General features: G+C 63.0%; 13 protein-coding genes. 9 read left to right on the top strand and 4 right to left on the bottom strand.

Going from position 1 to position 19,920, the window contains the following annotated elements; genetic code table 11:
- The first annotated feature begins 17 nt into the window (after nt 1-17).
- The 6 genes from IHE46_RS01700 (at nt 18) to IHE46_RS01675 (ending at nt 9,721) form a co-directional block, all read left to right on the top strand.
- Nucleotides 18-854: an ABC transporter permease gene (locus tag IHE46_RS01700; RefSeq protein ID WP_343229972.1), complete on the top strand. Its 837-nt coding sequence runs from the start codon at nt 18-20 to the stop codon at nt 852-854.
- A complete protein-coding gene (locus IHE46_RS01695) occupies nt 844-2,259 on the top strand; it encodes an ABC transporter ATP-binding protein (RefSeq protein ID WP_192162866.1) in 1,416 nt (471 codons plus the stop codon). Before IHE46_RS01700 ends, IHE46_RS01695 begins: the two co-directional genes overlap by 11 nt.
- The gene (locus IHE46_RS01690; RefSeq protein ID WP_192162865.1) at nt 2,256-5,348 is read left to right on the top strand and encodes a sulfotransferase; all 3,093 of its coding nucleotides are present in this window, start codon (nt 2,256-2,258) and stop codon (nt 5,346-5,348) included. The genes IHE46_RS01695 and IHE46_RS01690 overlap by 4 nt, the downstream gene beginning before the upstream one ends.
- 86 nt (nt 5,349-5,434) lie before the next feature.
- The gene (locus IHE46_RS01685; RefSeq protein ID WP_192162864.1) at nt 5,435-5,854 is read left to right on the top strand and encodes a hypothetical protein; all 420 of its coding nucleotides are present in this window, start codon (nt 5,435-5,437) and stop codon (nt 5,852-5,854) included.
- Nucleotides 5,855-6,021: 167 nt separating this feature from the next.
- Complete coding sequence (locus tag IHE46_RS01680) at nt 6,022-7,482, top strand: hypothetical protein (protein WP_192162863.1); 1,461 nt, start codon at nt 6,022-6,024, stop codon at nt 7,480-7,482.
- Between the two features lie 31 nt (nt 7,483-7,513).
- Nucleotides 7,514-9,721, top strand: a complete 2,208-nt coding sequence (locus IHE46_RS01675; RefSeq protein ID WP_192162862.1) for an LTA synthase family protein — start codon at nt 7,514-7,516, stop codon at nt 9,719-9,721.
- Nucleotides 9,722-9,760: 39 nt separating this feature from the next.
- On the opposite strand, the gene IHE46_RS01670 is transcribed toward IHE46_RS01675, so the two are convergent.
- From IHE46_RS01670 to IHE46_RS01655, 4 genes are all read right to left on the bottom strand, one after another.
- Complete coding sequence (locus tag IHE46_RS01670; RefSeq protein WP_192162861.1) at nt 9,761-10,705, bottom strand: FAD-binding protein; 945 nt, start codon at nt 10,703-10,705, stop codon at nt 9,761-9,763.
- A gap of 80 nt (nt 10,706-10,785) precedes the next feature.
- Entirely contained in the window at nt 10,786-11,532 is a 747-nt protein-coding gene (locus tag IHE46_RS01665; protein WP_192162860.1) for an electron transfer flavoprotein subunit beta/FixA family protein, read from the bottom strand.
- A 106-nt stretch (nt 11,533-11,638) separates the two neighbouring features.
- Complete coding sequence (locus IHE46_RS01660; protein ID WP_225562715.1) at nt 11,639-13,729, bottom strand: glycosyltransferase; 2,091 nt, start codon at nt 13,727-13,729, stop codon at nt 11,639-11,641.
- A 34-nt stretch (nt 13,730-13,763) separates the two neighbouring features.
- Nucleotides 13,764-15,368 carry an electron transfer flavoprotein-ubiquinone oxidoreductase gene (locus tag IHE46_RS01655; protein ID WP_192162859.1) on the bottom strand — a complete coding sequence of 535 codons (1,605 nt, stop codon included), beginning with the start codon at nt 15,366-15,368 and terminating at the stop codon, nt 13,764-13,766.
- Between the two features lie 210 nt (nt 15,369-15,578).
- On the opposite strand from IHE46_RS01655, the gene IHE46_RS01650 reads away from it, so the two are divergent.
- From IHE46_RS01650 to cysC, 3 genes are all read left to right on the top strand, one after another.
- Nucleotides 15,579-16,976 (top strand): amidase, encoded by a 1,398-nt coding sequence (locus tag IHE46_RS01650; protein ID WP_192162858.1) that lies wholly within the window; start codon nt 15,579-15,581, stop codon nt 16,974-16,976.
- Between the two features lie 145 nt (nt 16,977-17,121).
- Nucleotides 17,122-18,039, top strand: coding sequence for a sulfate adenylyltransferase subunit CysD (gene cysD, locus IHE46_RS01645; RefSeq protein WP_192162857.1), 918 nt, complete (start codon nt 17,122-17,124; stop codon nt 18,037-18,039).
- The gene (cysC, locus tag IHE46_RS01640) at nt 18,039-19,919 is read left to right on the top strand and encodes an adenylyl-sulfate kinase (RefSeq protein ID WP_192162856.1); all 1,881 of its coding nucleotides are present in this window, start codon (nt 18,039-18,041) and stop codon (nt 19,917-19,919) included. The genes cysD and cysC overlap by 1 nt, the downstream gene beginning before the upstream one ends.
- Nucleotide 19,920 lies beyond the last annotated feature (1 nt).

Genomic DNA, 19,920 nt, shown 5'->3' with positions numbered 1-19,920 from the left:
TTGGCGAAATGGAGCGCATGAACATGGGACTTCCTGCCGCAACGGGGGCACTACCGACGCCTGGCCCATTCAGCGCCCTGACCCGCCATCGCTCCTTGACCATCGAGCTGGCCAAGCGCGATGTGCTTGGCCGCTATCGGGGAGCCAGTTTCGGACTGCTGTGGTCGCTGATCAGTCCGTTCTTGATGCTAATGGTGTATTCGTTTTCCTTCGGTTTCGTCATGAAGGCGCGTTGGCCGCAAGGCAATCACGGACCTGCCAATTATTCGGTGATTTTGTTCATGGGCCTCATCGTCCATGGTTTTTTTGCGGAATGCATAAACCGTTCCCCGTACTTGGTGACGGGCAATGTGAATTTCGTGAAAAAGGTCATATTTCCGCTGGAGATACTGCCTTGGCCCATGGTGGCCTCGGCGCTGTTTCATGCCTTGATGAACATCATCGTGTTTCTGGCATTGCATGCCTATTTTGACCACACCTTGGCCTGGACCACGATCTTCATGCCCTTGGTGATGCTGCCGCTCGTGCTGCTTGCGCTGGGCGTTGCATGGTTTCTTGCAGCCATTGGTGTCTATTTTCGCGACATCGGGCAGATCACGGGGGTGCTGACAACGGCGTTGTTGTTCCTGTCCACGGCATTGTTCCCGATTGACTCGTTGCCGCAACAATATCGTTGGCTTTTGCTCGTGAATCCGCTCACTTTCATCATCGATCAGGCGCGTGCCGTCGCCTTGTGGGGCGAGCTTCCCGACTGGACTGGCCTGGGCATTTATACGGTGATTTCGCTGGTCGCGGTGTATTTGGGCTATAGCGTGTTCCGCTTGACGCGACGGGGATTCGCCGATGTCGTCTGATCCGATCATCCGTCTGGATGGGCTGAACAAATCGTTCCCGATCTATGAAAAGCCCATGCACCGCCTCTACCAGATGCTGTCGCCACAGGCGCACAAGCAGCGCTGGTTCAGGCAGTTCCAGGCGCTCAAGAACATCAGCTTGACGATTCGAAAGGGCGAAACGTTGGGCGTAGTGGGGCGCAATGGTTCCGGCAAGTCCACCTTGTTGCAGGTTATCTGCGGCACCTTGACGCCGTCATCCGGCGAAGTACGGGTCGATGGCCGCATCGCGGCTTTGCTGGAGCTGGGCTCTGGGTTCAATCCGGAGTTTACCGGTCGCGAGAACGTGTTCCTGTATGGCACGGTGCTGGGCCTGACGCGACAGCAAGTACAGGAACGTTTTGACGATATTGCCGCGTTCGCCGATATCGGCGAGTTCATCGATCAGCCGGTGAAAAACTATTCCAGTGGCATGTATGTGCGCCTTGCGTTTGCCGTTGCTATCAACGTGACGCCGGATATCCTCGTGGTGGACGAGGCATTGTCGGTGGGGGACGAAGCTTTTCAGCGCAAGTGTTTTGCGCGTATCAATCGCATCCGTGACGATGGCGCCACGGTGCTGTTTGTCTCGCATTCCGCGGGTATCGTCACCCAGTTGTGCGATCGGGCGGTGCTGCTGGATCGCGGGGAGCTGCTTCTGGATGGCTCGCCGAAGTTCGTGGTCTCGCGCTACCACAAGATGCTGTATGCCCCACCGGGTCGCATCGACGCGATCAGGGACGAGATCCGCAATGATCGCGATGATGGAGGCGTCCCCACTGCCAAGCCTGTGCTCAGCATGTCGTCGGTCAATCAGGATGACGAGCGGCTGGTAGCCTCGGCAACGGCGTTGCCGAGTCCGTGCGCGACCGGCCTTTCACAAGGCTGGTTCGACGAGGGGCTGGTTCCCCAGAGCACCGTGCGTTACGACAAGCGGGGTGCCACCATCTCCATGCCTTGCGTCGAGACACCGGATGGACGCAGGGTGAACGTGCTGCGCGCAGGCGACGATTACGTCTACGTGTACCGGGTGAGCTTCCAGGAAAATGCGGTAGGCGTGCGCTTCGGTATGCTGATCAAGACCTTGACGGGGGTTGAACTTGGTGGCGCCGCGAGCAGCCTGCCGCAGGATTCGTTGCCGTTGGTCGAGGCGGGGCAGACCATCGAGGTGCGTTTCCGCTTTCGTTGCCTGCTCGATGGAGGGACCTATTTCTGCAATGCGGGTGTGCTCGCGCACATTGCGGAGGAGGAAACCTACATCGACAGGTTGATCGACGCGGCCATGTTCCGCGTCATGCCCCAGCCGGAGCGTCTAGCCACGGGCGTGATCGATTTCTGTGTGAGTTCAGAAGTCGCTGTGGCGAGCGGCAGCGAGGCGCGTGCATGACGCAGGGGCGTCGCGATGGCGGGCAGGCGTTACTGGTCGTCGGGATGCACCGCAGCGGCACCTCGGCGCTGACCAGAGTGCTCAATCTGCATGGCGTGGCCCTTGGAGGAGATTTGCTGGATGCAGCAGCTGACAACCAGGCTGGCTTCTGGGAGAACCGGCGAATAGTGGATTTCCACGAGCGATTGCTTGCCGTGCTGGATTCGAGTTGGGACGACCCGCGCGAGCTGCGTGGTGACTGGCTTGAGATGGCAATTGCCGGTGGCTTTCTTGATGAGCTTGTTGCACTCCTGGAGGTGGAGTTCGGCGCGTCCGGACTTTGGGCGGTCAAAGATCCGCGTCTTTGCCGATTGCTGCCTCTCTGGCTTCGCGCCCTTGCTTCCTTGCGTATCGAGCCCAAGCTGATCTTTGCCTTGCGCGATCCGGGAGAGGTCGTCGGTTCGCTGATGCGGCGCAATGGGCTGTCGGCGGCGACAGGGTCGTTGTTGTGGCTGCGGCATCTGGCCGAGCCCGTGCATGCAGCGCATGGCCTGCGCCGGTGCGCCATCGATTATGACGAGCTTCTGGGGAACTGGAAGTCGTGCATGGATCGCATTGCCGCCAATCTAGGGGTGGCATGGCCCAAGCTGTCGTCGGAGTGTGCAGCGGAGGTTGGGGCCCATTTGCAGAATGATCTGCAGCATCAACATGCAACGGTAGCCCGGGATTTGCTGCCCGTAGCATGGCGCAACATGCTGCTCGAAGTCCATGGTGAGGCACGGACTTTGGTATGCGATGCCCATGACTGGGGCGGCCTTGAAACGACATTGCAGGAGGCGCTGGCGCGCTTTGCGTTCGCAGAACCGATCATTGCGGATTTGCAACCAGCATCACTCACGGAGCGGGTAATGGGACAACTGGTCGAAACGGAACGGGCCAAGATGGCTTATCAGGCCGAGGTCGAGCGTCTGCAGGGAGAAGGGGAGACGGCACAACACCGGTTGACAGAGGCAGAAGCCCGATGGCAGGGGGCCGAACAACGATTGGCCGATGCTGCGCGCCAACAAGATGAGCTTCGGCAATCCATGAAAATGGCGCTGGAGGCGAGCAGCCTGCTCGTCGACTACAAAAACCGCGAGATCGAACAGCTCGGTGCCCGGATTCAATCCGTGGAGGAGCAGCGCCAGGTTGCCAATGCGCGAACGGGCGACCTGGAATCGCATATCGGTCAATTGAACGCGCTGATCGCCGAGCGGGACGAGCAAATCAGGCAGATGTTGTCCTCCCATTCCTGGCGATCCACGGCGTTGTTGCGTATGACGAGTACATCGGCGCGCCGTGCCGCACGCGGGATGCGCCGCGCGGCGTCTTCCGCGTGGCGGGTGCTATCGGATGGTCAGGCGCGTAGCCGCTATTGGGTATTGGCCAAGCAGCTCGGTCCATGGGGTGCATTGCGCCAGATGCTACGTTTCATGCGCCGAGGCGGTCCCTCGCCAACCCCGGGCGGTGGTTTGCTCGCTTGCGTATTCAACCTGCGCATTGCGGGCGACGTGCCCGTGGTGATCCTGAGCACCCTGCATTGCCGCTTTGTGGCCGAGGCCATTGCGCATGCGCTCGAACGCGTGGGCATCGCCAGCAGCATCATCCATGAGCGGCCGGTCGGTGGGTATGCGAACGTTCCTCACTTCGTGATTTGCCCACAGATGTTCGACAGCATGCCTGGGTTGTATGTTTCCTTCCAGATGGAGCAGTCGGTCAGCTCGCGCTGGTTCACCAAGGAATACGTCAATCGCCTGGAAAACTCGTATGCCGTTTTCGATTACTCGATCGAGAACATCGCAAAACTGGTATCGATGGGCCTCTATTCGAAGCAGTTCTACTATTTGCCGATCAGCTATCTGCCGGATTATGGGCGTGAGCTGCCGCTGGTAGATGAGTGTTACGACGTACTTTTCTATGGCGACATCAACAATGAGAGACGTCGTGCCTGTATCCATGAGCTGGAGAAGGTGTGCAAGGTCAAGGTAGTCAGCAACCTTTTTGGCCAGGACATGCTCAACGAGCTGCGCAAGGCCAAGGTCATCGTGAACATCCATTACTACCCGGGTGCGCTGCTGGAATCGACGCGCTTGTGGGAGTGCCTGTCGCTGGGGCGGCTGGTGGTGTCGGAGGGGGCTTCAGACATGCCGCGGCACGAGGAATTACTGCCGCTGGTGGATTTTGTTGACGAAGGCGATTTCGTCGGCATGGCGAATCGCGTGCGGTACTGGCTTGAGCATGAGGACCTGCGGCAGGAGAAGTTGGCAGGGAACGCAGCTCGCATGGCGTTGATGTTCAACCGGTTCGACTACTTCTTCTACCGGTTCCTGCTGGCCACTGACAACATTGGCTTCGAGGATTTCTGGCAGTTGGTGGGCTCGGCGTACCCATTGGAATGCGAGCGGTTATGTCTCAACCTGCCCGAATACGTGGATCGCTCAGCAAGTTTCGATCGCGATAACCGTTACGGCTTCCAGCGCTTTCCGGGGCTGCGTCACGAAAAGGGTTGGCTGGGCGCAGCCATGAGTTACAAATACATCCTGCGCCTGGCGCGTCAATGTGGCGCGCCCTCGATGGTCATATGCGAAGACGATGTGGAGTTTCCAGAAGGTTTCGAAAGGATATGGGCGCAGGTGTGGGAAATCCTGTCGAAAGACCCGTTACGCTGGGATGTTTTTTCCGGTGTACTCGCCGATCTACATGAGGATACGCGCGTGATTGCCGCGGAGCGTGTCGGCGAGAGGGAGCTGATATTGATCGATCGCCTGATAAGCATGGTCTTCAATGTCTACAACGCGTCATGTTACGACTTGATCGATGGTTGGGACGAACGTAATCGGGACGTCACGACCAACACCATTGACCGCTATCTGGAGCGGCATAGCCGGCTTCGTGTGATGACGACGTCCCCTTTCATGGTTGGACACAAGGAGGATCTACATTCCACGCTCTGGGGTGGGCAGAACACTATCTATTCGGCGCTTATTTCCAAAAGCGAAGCGCTGATGCGTGAAAAGGTTGATGCTTGGTATGCCAAGCATAATCGATGGCGCAAACGCCAAGCAAAGTGATCACCCGATAGTGCTAGTGAATGCAGGGCGTGAATGTTTCTATGTTACGCATGGACTCGTTCTGTGACTTAAATCGAGGAAGGACCATGAAAAGACAAGCTTTGATTGCCGTAATGACAATTGTCTCGTTTTCAGTCGCGGGGTGTGGTGGTTCGCAGCAGTCGGGGCGGCAGGCGTCTGCGTCAGATAGCGGCGGGGCATCTGTTCAAAAGGGGGCACGGGCTACGCTCACCGTGACGCCAAGTGGGGTGAGTACCTGCAATGCAGGCGCGCATGTCAATCCCGAGGTTACGTGGCAACGGATTGACGTCGCGATTAAAAATACCAAGGTGACAGTTAGTACACCCGGTAGTTCCGATGAAAAATTGTTCGCGACTGGTGGGTTTGGCGGGTCGGCGAAAGCTGGCGACTGGGTTGTGCCTGGCGTGACCTTCCATTTGTACGACGCCGATACAGGAGGCGTGCTCGCAAGTTACACAGAGGCGGCATTGCCTTGTAATAATTGATCTAAACGGATGCGCGATTGTGCACTCATTCGAATCCATGCTACACCGATATGCGATGTTAAGGCGGTTTCTATGCATGCATCCTGTTGGTGGGCGGTACTTGGTGATGAAAATGGTTGATGGCGCAGTCGCGAGAGCGGTAAGGGTCTGAATTGTGCAATTTGACGATGGGTGCGGTCGTGAAAGTTAAAGGCGATATTCGCAGGGCTCCAAATTTTGGGGGCGCCCTTGCCAAAGGATTGACTGCCGTACTGTTTGTTGCCTCGGCCTGCCTGCCTGGTCTCGGGGGCGCGTATTCGAGGACGGTAACTTCTGCGCAACCGGGTGTGGGATTCTTTACACCGGAAGGTTCACACGCCGAACTCGTCAGCAAGACCCAGTTCGGCATGGTGAATGTGCACAGCCCGGATGAACTTGCCGCAAATCTCCGGATGGCCAAGGGGACGCCATTCAAGGTCAACGTGGATTTCGGCCCGGTCATCGCCAGGCCATCTGACAAGTCCATCATCAAGACGACCTACCGGGATCTGGCTGGCGTGCTGCGTACAAAGGCATTTGCTCCGCTTTCGCAGACAAAGTTGCGCCAGTTTCCGGTGAACGATCAACTCAAGACGCTACTGGCTCCGTATTTCGATGTACTCAAGCGTTATGCGCCCAACGTTGGGATCGTTTTCCTGGCCGACGAGCCATATCTGAACGGCATCCCGAAGTCCGAAATGGAACGAGTCGGCGTCGTCGCCCGGCATGAGCTCGATGTGCGTGGGTTGAAGTCAGTCAAGCTCGGTGTCATTTTCGCGAGTGGCATGTTCGACTCTGACTTCGCGACGATGATCGATCGCCAGGCCGGTGAATATGCGAAGCGCATCGACGATTACTACCGTACCGGCCAAGCTCCGGCGCAGTGGGTCGAGACGATGAGGACTTCGCGTCTCTCCACCTATGATTCCGCCGGGAACATGTATACCGGCGGCGGCATTCCGAAAGGGTTTGATGTCGTCGGCTTCGATTTCTATTTGTCGACCATGCTCCTCGACGGGCTTCATCAGGACACTCTGTCTTGGTTCGCTGCTCACTATCCCGGCGCAGGTTGCGATCGCTTTGCGAATCAGACGATGACGCAGATACATTCGAAATTGTCATTCTTCGATCATAGGTCCATGCAGCCTGGCACACAGGATGCCGATCGTGCGTTGCTTGACGCCATCTATGAATGCCGGATGCAGGCGACTACGACAATGCTGCAGCGCGATCTTCCGCAGGGGCGCCCGCTTCAGTTGCTTATGATTTCCGAATCGAGCAATAACGGTGTCTTGGAGTTCTATTCCGATGGCAGCCCCAAACAGAAGCAGCCGTCGTTGCTCGTCGAGGCGAGGGTGCTGGATGAAGTGCACCGTGCCGAGAAATTCTTCACGGCACATCGGTCTTCCTATACTGCGGGCCTAATGTTCTTCACCTATCAGAATACCTACGACAAAACGATCAGCCTCAACATCGGCGGCGCATCGGGAATGCCCAGCGTGATGAGATCGATCTTCGATTTCAGCGCAGCGGCCGCACCTGGGCATGGATCGAATCCATCTGATCAAACGAAGGGGAGAAATGCCGGCTCGGCAGGAATTGCCTACTGACGGATCCCGTTGGCGACGGTTATGGTTGGAATTGGCCTTTCCACTGCTGCTGGCCATTCTGCTTCCCACCGTGCTCGATCCCGCCCTGGGCTTCCGCAGCCCAATCGCTGCGCAAGCCGTGAATGCGGCTTTGCCGCTGATCCTGATGCTGCTGGCATGGGGATTCAGCGGCAGGTGGTGGGTGGCGCTTGGTTGTGAAGTGATGTTGCTTGGCGTATTGCGCTATGCCGACCATGTGAAACTGATCTATCTAAACACGGGAGTGGTATACGCGGATTTCGCGGTAATTCCCGGCCTTTTGCGCGAGCCCCGCTTGATTCTCGGGTTCATCCGCCCGGATGCCAGGGAGGCAGTGGGCATCGCTGTCGTATTGTTCTTCGCTGGTCTGGCGGCGTGGTGGTTCCGGCGCAGCCGCCCTGTCGGGGTACGCTTCCGTGTGGGTTGCATTGTCTTGGCCGCCGCTTTGCTGGTGTTGATCGGTCGCGTGCACATTCAGGCCAACGTGCCGGGCTTGGCTTGGAGCATCTGGAACCAGCAGACCGGAGAAAAAAGCGTGGGGGTGGCCGGCAACATCGTGCTTGGCCGGATGGCCGCCCACAATGTCTCCCGTTTCGCCGATCCGGCAACTGAGCAGGCGTTCTGGCGCGAGCCGCTGGTGCAGAACGCGATGCAAAAAGCCGCTGCTGACGTACATGACCGGCGACCGGACATCGTGATCGTACAAAGCGAGTCCTTGTTCGAGCCATCCATGCTGCGCGGTTTTTCCGATACGCCCGTATTGCGGCGTATCGCCCAGGAAAAGCCTGACGCACCTAGCAATCTGCACGTTCCGGTGTTTGGTGGCCGGACCTTGCAGACCGAGTTCGAGGTGCTGACCGGTACGCCGACTTCGTTCTATCCGGGGTCGATGTTCGCGTATTTCGAATTGATGGGACGGCATTCGATCGATGCCCTGCCGCGCGTGCTGGCTGACCAGGGCTACGCCACAACCCTGATACACCCCAACCAGCGTGGATTCTGGAGCCGGGCCACGGTCATACCTGAAATGGGCTTCGCCACGTTCCAGGACATCGGCAGTTTTCTGAAGCCCCAGGACTACTCGGACCGCATCTATTACGTCAGCGACATGGCGATGACGAATGCGGTCCTGGCCGAACTCGATGCCTCGAACCGTCCGGCGTTCGTCGATGCAATCAGTATCGAGAATCACGGTCCCTGGGGGGAGTCCCCGCCTGCGGACGAAAGTGCCCTGGGCCTACCTGTCGAGCTGCACGGCAAAGCACGTAGTGAGCTCGCGGACTACGTGCAGCATGCGATCGCTGCGGATCAGGCCTATGCGTACTTACTTGATGCGTTGCGGGCCAGCGGTCGTCCCACCATCGTGCTGATTTATGGCGATCACCTGCCCGGTCTGGCGGATGTGTACCGGAAGCTGGGTTTCAAGGACGGCAAGCCGGCTCAGGAGCACAATCCGCCATACAGGGTCTGGGCCAATTTTCCGATTCCCGAGCCACCGCCCACCACCTCGGCTTATCTGTTGCAAGGGTGGCTGCTGCATGCCGCCGGGTTGCCGCTGAAGGGGCATGAGCTGGCCAACTACCTAGCCGGAGCGGTTGCCGTCGACGCCACGGTGTCAGCCGCCGACAAGCGGCGTGTGCTGGACGAATACGCAAACATCGCTGCCGCAAATGTGGCGAAACCCGTACCTCCACGCGGCATCAATGCGGGCACGATCTTCATCGGTCACGATCATCTGGCTGGCGTCGTGCGTCAGCTTGCTGCGCCGGACAACAGGCAGGCTACGGGCATCACGGGGGACAGGGATCTGTTCATGCGCGCGGTGCCAGGGCAGCCGGCACAATTCGATTTCGATGTCGGCTTGGGGGTGGCCTCGATCAGCCTGCGCCCCTATCTGGCCCCTGGATGCCTGGCCACGGCTACTGATCCACTGCGCTTCACCGTATCCGGTGATGGTCGCGTGCTTTACCGGACATCACTGCAGGCGAGTGCCTTGCGGTTGGCTACGCTCGATCTGCGTGGCACGCGCAGGCTGGTTCTCCGCGCCGAGGGGGCGTCCAGCCAGACTTGCGATGGCGTGCATGTGCGCATCGCTCAATTGCTTTGCTATGCGGCCGAGTGCGACAGCCCAGGGCCGTCCACACCCCCCGCGACTGCCATGTTGCCTTCGCGCACCTTGGCGCATGCCCAGGCTGGGGAAACCAAGTCCGCCTGGCCTTGATGGCGGCAGGTTTGGCGAATGGCGGTCTGGCCGCTGGTTTCAGCCCAGCGCCTGTTCCAGCTCCGGGATGATCTTGAACAGGTCGCCCACCAGACCAAAGTCCGCAATCTCAAAGATCGGCGCCTCGCCATCCTTGTTGATGGCGACGATGGTGCCCGCATCCTTGATGCCGGTGAGATGCTGGATGGCACCGGAGATGCCGATGGCCATGTACAGCTCGGGGGCGATGATCTTGCCGGTCTGGCCTACCTGCAGGTCGCTGGGCACATAGCCGGCATCCACCGCGGCGCGCGAGGCGCCCACTGCGGCGCCGAGCTTGTCGGCAAGCTTGAAGATGATGTCGAAGTTTTCCTTCGAGCCCACGCCGCGGCCGCCGGAAACCACCTTGCTGGCGCTCTGCAGGTCAGGGCGGTCGCTCTTGCCCGACTGCAGACCGACGTAGCGGGTGTGGCTGGGCAACGTCACATCGAGCGCAAGCGCTTCAACCGGTGCGCTGTTTGCGCCGGCCGAGGCTGCCGGCCACGACGCGGTGCGCACGGTGGCGACCACGGTATGCGAGGGCTCGGCTTCGACGGTAACGATGGCGTTGCCGGCGTAAATCGGGCGCTTGAAGGTGTGCGCGCTTTCCACGCTCATCACGTCGCTGACCTGGGCCACGCCAAGCAACGCGGCGACGCGCGGCGTCACGTCCTTGCCGAAGGTGGTGGAGGGCGCGAACACATGGCTGTAGTCCGCAGCGGCCTTGGCGATCTGCGGAGCCAGCACGGCGGCGAGCGGGTGCGCGTTTTCGGCGCGCTCCACGGTGAGCACGCGGCTCACGCCGTCGATCTTGGCGGCTTCGGCGGCGAGGGTGGCGACATTGTCGGCCAGCACCAGCACGTCGACGGCGTCAGGTTTCACCGCAACGGCGGCGCTCACGGCGCGGGCGGTGGAAGAGTTCAGCTTGCCGTCCAGATGTTCGGCGATGACGAGGATCTTGCTCATGTCATGTTTCCTCAAAACTTGGTGCAGAGGGTTTTATTTGGATGTCCGGCCGCAGGCGGCCGTGGTTCGATCAGAAACGATCACAAAAGTCCCTTCTGCTTCAGCGCCGCGACCAGCTCGGCCGCGTCCTTCACCATCACGCCCTTGCTGCGCTTGGCCGGCGCGGCGTAGTGGGTGGTCTTGAGATGGTCGCCGCTGTCCACGCCGAGCGAAGCCAGTTCCACCACGTCGATGGGCTTGCTCTTGGCCTTCATGATGTCCGGCAGCTTGATGAAGCGCGGTTCGTTGAGGCGCAGGTCGCTGGTGACGACCGCGGGCAGTTCCACTTCGATGGTTTCGAGGCCGGCGTCCACTTCACGCGTCACGGTGGCCTTGCCGTCGGCGATCTCTACTTTGCTGGCGAAGGTGGCCTGCGGGCGATCCCACAGCGCGGCCAGCATCTGGCCGGTCTGGTTGGCGTCGTCGTCGATGGCTTGCTTGCCCAGCAGCACCAGCCCCGGCTGTTCCTTCTCGACCAGCTTGAGGAAGGCGCGCGCGGCGGTGAGCGGCTGTACGGCGTCCGTGGTGGTGACGTGGATGGCGCGATTGGCGCCCATCGCCAAGCCATTGCGCAGGTGCGCGGTGAGGTCGGCCGGGCCGATGCCCACCACCACCACTTCTTCGGCGATGCCTTTTTCGCGCAGGCGCAGGGCTTCTTCCAGCGCGATGTCGTCGAAGGGATTGGCGGACAGCTTCACACCGTCGGTCACCACGCCTGTGCCATCGGACTTCACCTGGATGCGCACGTTGTAGTCCACGACGCGCTTGTAGCCGACCAGAATCTTCATGTGGGTTCCTCTACCAGGCGCCTTCAGGCGCGGGGAATAGCGGTGCAATCTGCGATTGTAACCTGTCCCGGCAAGCCATGCGGATGCGTATGGTCTGGGCGGTATTTCATCGCGACTGCGCGTGCATAGGGACGATGCCGGCGGACATCACACGACGCAGCGTTTCACTTGCCGCATCGAACGAGAAATGTTCGCGGACGTTCGCAAGGCCGCGTTCAGACAGCCTGAACCATAGCGCCTCATCGCCATACAGGCGAAGGACGGTGGAGGCGAAGCCTTCCGCGTCATCGGCCAGCAGCACATCGCGCCCGTCGATGAGTTGCATTCCTTCGGCAGCAAGCAGCGTGGCTATCACCGGTACGCCATGGCTCATCGCCATATTCACCTTGCCCTTCACACCGGCGCCGAAGCGCAGCGGGGCAAGCGAGGCGAGGCAACTTTCCAGCCATGGGCCAAGGTCGGGTACGCGGCCATGGAACTCGAGGCCGGGCGTGGCCAGTTCGTGGCGTACAGCATCGGGAACGTCGCCCAGCACATGCAGTTGCATGTCGGGCAGGGAGCGCCGTATCCGGGGCAGGATTTCGTGGGCGATCCAGCGCATCGCGTCGCTGTTCGGCGGATGGCCGTAGCCGCCGATGAAGACCAGGTCGCGGCGTTCCGCGTGCGGACGATGGCAGGCATGCACTTCATGGATGTTGGAAAGCAGCTCCACGCGCGCCGCGGGCAACAGCTGTCTCAGCAGCGCCTGTTCGTGCGCGCTGACCACGAAGCTGATGTCGGCCTGTTCGATCAGTTTCAATTCGCTGCGGCGCGAGCTTTCGGCCTGTTGCCGCATGGCGTCGCTGTCGGCCAATTCCGCGGCGCGCTGCTCGCGCAGGAAGTGCAGATCGACGGTGTCGAACAGCAGGATCGCCTGCGGCGCATGGCGGCGCACCAGTGCCTCGTACTGGCCGGCCACGGTGTGCCGGCAGAGCATCACGGCATGCAGCTCGCTGCCGTGAAGGCGCAGCCAATCGGGCAAGTTGGCGGTTTCCGGTTTGCACAGCACTTCGCAACCCAGTGCGCCCAACGCGGCGATTTCGCTGGCCGAGGCGCGGCCGTCGTCGGGGCAGAAGGTCACGCTCCAGCCTTGCTCGTCGAGTATGCGCAGGATCGCGGTGAGGCGCAGCGAGCCGGAGTCGCGGCTCGGATCCGGGGTCATGGCATCCACTACCAGCACGCGGCCGCGGCGACGCCAGCGGATCGCACGCTCCAGTGGCGTACCGGAGGGTGGCTGCCTGTCGAGCTCGACCTTCCATTTGTCGGCGAACTTCGCCTGGTTGATGCACTGGAAGCGCTTCATGCCGCTGTCGGTGTCGGTGCCGGCGCTGATGCCTTCGCAGTGGATCACCGTGCTGGCCGGTTCGTAGTACACACGCAGGCTAAGTTGGCGCACGGCGAAGGCGAGGTCGGTGTCTTCGTAGTAGGCCGGTGCATAGCGCATGTCGAATCCGCCGACGCGCTGGAATACCTCGCGGCGGATCATCAGGGCCGCACCGGAAACGTAGTCGGTTTCGCGGCGATAGCGGAAGGCCGCGGCGTTGCGCGACTCGAAGCGCCCGGTGTTCCACCCGCTGCCGTCGGAAAACACCAGGGCGCCGGCTTCCTGCAGACGGCCATCCGGATAGACCAGCCGGCTGCCGGCGATGCCGCAATCGGTGCGCTCGGCGAAACAGGCGAGCAGCGCGTCGAGCCAGTCGGGCGTCACCTGGGTGTCGTTGTTGAGGAACACCAGGAACTCGCCGTGCGCCGCCGCCGCGCCGGCGTTGCAGCTGCCCACGAAGCCAAGGTTCTCCGTATTGCGCAGCAGGCGCAGGCCGCCGATCTGCGCCAGCGTCTCGGCGCTTTCGTCAGGCGAGGCGTCGTCCATCACGATGACTTCGAACGGTGCCTGCGCACCGTGCCGCGCCAGCGAGCGCAGGCAGGCCAAGGTATACGCCAGCTTGCCGTGTATCGGGATCACGATGGAGACGTACGGCGTGTCCGATACGGGCAACGCGAACGGCGCGAACGCTTCGTCCAGCGGCAGCAGTTCCAGCGTGTCGTCGTGCTCGGGACGCGACTGGAATTCCTGCCGCATGCGCGCCAGGGTGCCGCGCCATCCGCGCAATGCCACGCTGGCGCGGGTGCGCTGCGCCAGATAACCGAGGCGCTTCATTCGCCATGAGAGCTTGCCGATCAGCGAGGCATCCTCACAGGTTCTGGTAATTCGGCCCCGAACCGCCTTCCGGCGTCACCCAGTTGATGATCTGGTACGGGTCCTTGATGTCGCAGGTCTTGCAGTGCACGCAGTTGGCGGCGTTGATCTGCAGGCGCTTGCCCGCTTCGTCCTGCACGATCTCGTAGACGTTGGCGGGGCAGAAGCGGGTGCAGGGATTGCCGTATTCCGTGGCGCACTTGTCCACGCACACGCTGGTGTCGGCCACGTGCAGGTGGATGGGTTGGTCCTCGTCGTGCTCGGTGGCGGCGAAGTAGACCGCGGCGAGACGATCGCGCGGCTGCAGTTCGCGCGGCTGCACATAGTCGCGCTTCGGTTCCTCGCACTGGCCGAGCTTGTGCAGCGACGACCAGTCGGCCTTGTTCTTCAGCGTCCACGGCGAACGGCCGCCGGTGACGGTTTCCCACGCGGCGTTGAACAGGCCGAACCACAGGCCCTTCTTGAAGGCGGGTTTGATGTTGCGCACTTTCTTCAGTTCGGCCATCGCCTCGGAGTCGCGCAGCTTGGCGTCGAAGCCGGCCGGGGCGAGTCCGCTCGTGGCGAGGTGCTCGGCGGCCAGCATGCCGCTGCGGATGGCCTGGTGGGTGCCCTTCACCTTCGGCACGTTGAGCAGGCCGGCGCTGTCGCCGATCAGCAGGGCGCCCGGCATGTCCACCTTCGGCAGCGATTGCCAGCCGCCGGTGACGATGGCGCGCGCGCCGGCGGAAAGTATCGTGCCGCCTTCGAGCAGGTCCTTCACGTGCGGATGGTTCTTCCACTGCTGGAAGGCTTCCCACGGCTGGTAGTTCGGGTCGCTGTAGTCGAGGCCGCTGACGTAGCCCAGCGCGATCCGGTCCTTGTCCAGGTGGTAGAGGAAGCTGCCGCCGTAGGTGTGGTTGTCGGCGGGCCAGCCGAAGCTGTGCACGATCTTGCCGGGCGTGACGCGGCCGGCCGGTACCTGCCACAGCTCCTTGATGCCGATGGAATAGGACTGCGGGTCGCTGTCCTTGTCCAGCCCGAAGCGCTTGACCAGCTGCTTGGTGAGGCTGCCGCGCGCGCCCTCGGCCAGCACGGTGACCTTGGCCTTGATGTCGATGCCCTGGGTGTAGCCGGCCTTGTGCGTGCCGTCCTTCGCCACGCCCATGTCGCCGATGCGCACGCCGGCGACGGAACCGTCGTCATTGAAGATGGTGTCGGCGGCGGCGAAGCCGGGGAACACGTCCACGCCCAGCGCCTCGGCCTGCGGCGCCAGCCACGCGCACATCGCCCCCAGCGAGACGATGAAGTTGCCGTGGTTGTGCATGCCCGGCGGCACCGGCAGCTTGCGGCCGCCGGTCTTGCTCAGCAGCCAGAATTCGTCCTCGGTGGCGGGTACGCAGATCGGGGGCGGATTGTCGCGCCAGCCGGGCAGCAGGGCGTCCAGCGGGCCGGGTTCGATCACCGCGCCGGAGAGGATCTGCGCGCCGATGGTCGAGGCCTTCTCGATCACGCACACCGTGGTGTCGGGCTGCAGCTGCTTCAGCCGTATCGCGAACGACAGGCCGGCCGGCCCGGCGCCGACCACGACGACGTCGTATTCCATGGTTTCGCGTTCGCTCATGGCTTCCCCGTCATTCCAGTGATGGTGTCGACAATGCGACACATGCGTTGCGGTATTGTCCGTTTTCGCGCGCTGCGCGGCAAACTTGCTTGCACCGGCTTCACGGGGGATGGCAATAATCCGCCCATGCTTACTTGAAGAGTGTGGCTATGGATGGCCGCTGCTTGATTCATGCGTTCATGGAGGAACGCACAAACTTAAGGAGTGCCGATGAGTTCGCTGCCGCCGATCACCGACCTGGACCTGCGCCGCGCCACCGTATGCCAGCTGTTGCACTGGATGGCCATCGGGCGCACCAACCCGCAGGCCGTGGCCGAGGCTTATGCCGAGGCGATCGAGCGGATCAACCCGCAACTCAATGCCTACGTGGGCCTGAGCCCGGGGCTGCTGCAGGAGCAGGCGCGCACGGCCGGGCACCGCCGCCGCGACGGCGTGATCGGCCGGCTGGACGGCATTCCGGTGGCGATCAAGGACAACCTCGACATCGCCGGCTGGCCCACCCGCGCCGGCCTGCCGGGTCGAAGCACGCCCGCGAAGGACGATGCGCACGTGGTGGCGCGGCTGCGCGCCTCCGGTGCGGTGCTGGTGGGCAAGACCAACATGGACGAAGGCGCGCTGGGGGCGGCCACCGACAACCCGCATTACGGGCCTACCCACAACCCGTGGAAGCCTGGCTTCAGCGCGGGCGGTTCTTCGGGCGGGGCCGCGGCGGCGGTGGCCGCCGGTCTGACCGCGGCGGCCGTCGGTTCGGACAGCCTCGGTTCCATCCGCATTCCCGCCAGCTATTGCGGCGTCTACGCGCTCAAGCCCACCCACGGCGAAATCTCCGCGCGCGGACTGGTGCCGGCGGCGCGGCGGCTGGACGCGGTGGGCCTGCTCGCGCGCAGCGTGGCCGATCTTACTGTGCTGCTGCAGGTGCTGGCCGGCTACGACGCCGACGACGCGCGCTCGCGCCGCCGCCGCGTGGCGCTGGACCTGCCGGACTGGGAGCCGGGCAAGCTGCGCAGCGGCGTGCTGCCCGACCTCGCTGCGATCGGCGTGCAGCCGGACGTGGCGGCGCTGTTCGGTTCGGCTCTGGAAAAGCTCGCGCATGCGCTGGGGAGCCGCCGCACCGTGGACTTCGCCGACTGGGATTTCGCGCGCACGCGCCGTGCGGGCCTGCTGCTGATGGAGGCCGAGATGCTGGGCACTTTTGCCGAGGATCTGGCCGATACCGCACACCCGGTGTCGCCGCGTTTCCGCGAATGGTTGGGCTACGCCGGGCGCAAGTGCGCGGCCGATTACGCCAAGGCCGATCGCGTGCTGGACGCGGCCACGCTGAAGATGCGCCGCCTGTTCGCGCAGATCGACGTGCTGGTGCTGCCCACCACGCCATGCGGCGCCTTCCCGCTGGGCGGAACGGAGCCGGACAACCACGCCGACCTCACCAGTTTTGCCAGCCTCGCCGGCTGCCCTGCGGTGAGCATCCCGATGGGCACGCTGCCGAACGGCCTGCCGGTGGGCCTGCAACTGGTGGGTGCGCGCGGTTCGGATCTGCGTCTGCTGGAGCTGGCGGCGGTATGCGCGGCCACGCTGGACGCCGATCCGGCCTATCCCGCGACCGCTTGAGCCGGACGATTCCAGTCCGGACCATATGCCGTGCGGCGCGTTCGCCTGGCGGCATGGTTGTTTGGGCAATCGGCCATGCTCGCGTAGGATGCCCGTTCGGCCCGGCGGTCAGCGGGTCCGGCACCGTTTCCGAAGTCGGCAATCCATGAACGCACGTTTCGCTCCGCGCACCGATCACCTCGACGAACTCGAGGCTGAAAGCATCCACATCTTCCGCGAGGTGGCCGCCAGCTTCCGTCGGCCGGTGATGCTCTATTCCATCGGCAAGGACTCCTCGGTGCTGCTGCACCTGTTGCGCAAGGCGTTCTATCCCGCGAAATCGCCGATTCCGCTGCTGCACGTGGACACCACCTGGAAGTTCCGCGAGATGATCGCCTTCCGCGACCAGGTGGCCGCGCAGGGCGACGTCGAGGTGCTGGTGCACATCAACGAGGACGGCCTCCGGCAGGGCATCTCGCCGCTCACCCACGGCGCCACCGTGCACACCGACGTGATGAAGACGCAGGGGCTGAAGCAGGCGCTGGACAAGTACCAGTTCGACGCGGCCATCGGCGGCGCACGGCGCGACGAGGAGAAATCCCGCGCCAAGGAGCGCGTGTTCTCGTTCCGCAATGCGCAGCACCGCTGGGACCCCAAGCATCAGCGTCCCGAGTTCTGGCACACCTACAACACGCAGATCCGCAAGGGCGAGAGCGTGCGCGTGTTTCCGATCTCCAACTGGACCGAAATGGATGTGTGGCAGTACATCCGCCGCGAAAACATCCCGGTGGTGCCGCTGTACTTCGCCAAGCCGCGCCCGGTGGTGGCGCGCGACGGCGCGCTGATCATGGTGGACGACGAACGCTTCACCCTGCGCGAAGGCGAGCAGGTGGAAACGCGCATGGTGCGCTTCCGCACGCTGGGCTGCTACCCGCTCACCGGCGCGGTGGAATCCACCGCGGGCACGCTGGACGAAATCATCGACGAGATGGTCGAGTCGCGCAGTTCCGAGCGGCAGGGGCGGGTGATCGACCACGATCCCACGGCCTCGATGGAGCGCAAGAAGCAGGAGGGCTACTTCTGATGGCCGCCCTCGACGCCAACCAGGGTCTGCTGCGTTTCATCACTTGCGGCAGCGTGGACGACGGCAAGAGCACCCTGCTCGGGCGCCTGCTGTACGACGCCGGCATGGTGCCGGACGACCAGCTCGCCGCGCTCGAGCGCGACAGCCGCAAGCTGCATGCCGAGGCGGATGGCGGGCTGGATTTCGCCCTGCTCACCGACGGCCTCGACGCCGAGCGCGAGCAGGGCATCACCATCGACGTGGCGTGGCGCTATTTCCATACCGCGCGGCGCAGCTTCATCGTGGCCGACTGCCCCGGCCACGAGCAGTACACGCGCAACATGGCCACCGGCGCCTCCAATGCCGACCTGGCCGTGGTGCTGGTGGACGCGCGCAAGGGCCTGCTGCCGCAGACCCGCCGCCATACCTATATCTGCAGCCTGCTCGGCATCCGCCAGGTGGTGGTGGCGGTGAACAAGATGGATCTGGTCGGTTGCGACGAGGCTGTCTACCGCGGGATCACCGAGGCCTATCGCGAGCTGGCGCGGACGCTGGGCATCGCCAAGGTCGACTGCCTGCCGGTGATCGCGCCGGGCGGCGACAACGTGGGCACGCGTTCGGCACGCCTGCCGTGGTACCAGGGGCCGACCCTGCTCGAACTGCTGGAAAGCGCCGACGCCACGCCGGCGCGTGCGGAGGATTTCCGCATGCCCGTGCAATGGGTGAACCGGCCCGACCAGAGCTTCCGCGGCTACGCCGGCACGATCTGCGGCGGCCGCGTGTCGCGCGGCGATGAAGTGGTGGTGCAGCCGGGCGTGCAGCGTGCGCGCATCGAACGCATCGCCGTCGCCGGCGGCGACCTGGAAAGCGCGGGCGAAGGGCAGGCGGTGACGCTGTGCTTCGACCGCGAGCTGGACGCCAGCCGCGGCGACGTGATCGCCGATGCACTGCGCCCCGCGCCGGTGGCCGACCAGTTCGCCTGCCACATCGTCTGGCTGGGCGACAACGCGCTGCTGCCCAACCGTACCTACTGGCTGAAGATCGGCACGCGCACGGTCAATGCGCGGGTGATGTCGATCAAGCACAAGGTGGACGTGAACACGCAGGCCAAGCTGGCCGCGCGCCACCTCTCGCTCAACGAGGTGGGTTACTGCACGGTGGGCCTGGACGAAACGATCGCGTTCGAGCCTTACGCCACCAACCGCACGCTGGGCGGGTTCATCCTGGTCGACCGTCAGAGCAACGCCACCGTGGCCTGCGGCATGCTCGACTTCGCGCTGACGCGCGCCGCCAACGTGCATTGGCAGCACGTGGACGTGGACAAATCGGTGCGCGGCGCCAGCATGGGCCAGCGTCCCCTGTGCCTGTGGTTCACCGGCCTCTCCGGCGCGGGCAAGTCCACCATCGCGAACCTGGTGGAAAAGCGGTTGCACGCGCTTGGCCATCACACTTACCTGCTCGACGGCGACAACGTGCGCCACGGCATCAACAAAGACCTGGGCTTTACCCCCGAGGACCGCGTGGAGAACATCCGCCGCATCGGCGAGGTGGCGCACCTGATGGTGGACGCCGGCCTGATCGTGCTGGTGAGCGCGATTTCGCCCTACCGCAGCGAGCGGCGTTCGGTGCGCGAACTGTTCGACGAAGGCGAGTTCGTGGAGGTGTTCGTGGACACGCCGCTGGCGGAATGCGAGCAGCGCGACCCCAAGGGCCTGTACCGCAAGGCGCGCGCCGGCGAGATCCGCAACTTCACCGGCATCGACGCTCCCTACGAGCAGCCGGAGTCGCCCGAAGTGCACCTGCAAACCGCGGGCCTGCGCGCCGAGCAATTGGCCGAGCAGGTGACCGCGCAGCTGCTGGAACGGATCGTCGAGCCGGCGGACGACGATTACCCCGTCTGAG

It is taken from the genome of Rhodanobacter sp. DHG33, from assembly GCF_014843005.1.
In the GTDB taxonomy this organism is placed as follows: domain Bacteria; phylum Pseudomonadota; class Gammaproteobacteria; order Xanthomonadales; family Rhodanobacteraceae; genus Rhodanobacter_A.
This window is presented reverse-complemented; position numbering and strand designations above follow the sequence as displayed.

Excerpts from the sequence above, each read along its gene's own strand:
- IHE46_RS01700 (WP_343229972.1), top strand. The coding sequence starts at position 18 with ATGAACATGGGACTTCCTGCCGCAACGGGGGCACTACCGACGCCTGGC.
- IHE46_RS01695 (WP_192162866.1), top strand. The coding sequence starts at position 844 with ATGTCGTCTGATCCGATCATCCGTCTGGATGGGCTGAACAAATCGTTC.
- IHE46_RS01690 (WP_192162865.1), top strand. The coding sequence starts at position 2,256 with ATGACGCAGGGGCGTCGCGATGGCGGGCAGGCGTTACTGGTCGTCGGG.
- IHE46_RS01685 (WP_192162864.1), top strand. The coding sequence starts at position 5,435 with ATGAAAAGACAAGCTTTGATTGCCGTAATGACAATTGTCTCGTTTTCA.
- IHE46_RS01680 (WP_192162863.1), top strand. The coding sequence starts at position 6,022 with ATGGGTGCGGTCGTGAAAGTTAAAGGCGATATTCGCAGGGCTCCAAAT.
- IHE46_RS01670 (WP_192162861.1), bottom strand. The coding sequence starts at position 10,705 with ATGAGCAAGATCCTCGTCATCGCCGAACATCTGGACGGCAAGCTGAAC.
- IHE46_RS01665 (WP_192162860.1), bottom strand. The coding sequence starts at position 11,532 with ATGAAGATTCTGGTCGGCTACAAGCGCGTCGTGGACTACAACGTGCGC.
- IHE46_RS01660 (WP_225562715.1), bottom strand. The coding sequence starts at position 13,729 with ATGAAGCGCCTCGGTTATCTGGCGCAGCGCACCCGCGCCAGCGTGGCA.
- IHE46_RS01655 (WP_192162859.1), bottom strand. The coding sequence starts at position 15,368 with ATGAGCGAACGCGAAACCATGGAATACGACGTCGTCGTGGTCGGCGCC.
- IHE46_RS01650 (WP_192162858.1), top strand. The coding sequence starts at position 15,579 with ATGAGTTCGCTGCCGCCGATCACCGACCTGGACCTGCGCCGCGCCACC.
- cysD (WP_192162857.1), top strand. The coding sequence starts at position 17,122 with ATGAACGCACGTTTCGCTCCGCGCACCGATCACCTCGACGAACTCGAG.
- cysC (WP_192162856.1), top strand. The coding sequence starts at position 18,039 with ATGGCCGCCCTCGACGCCAACCAGGGTCTGCTGCGTTTCATCACTTGC.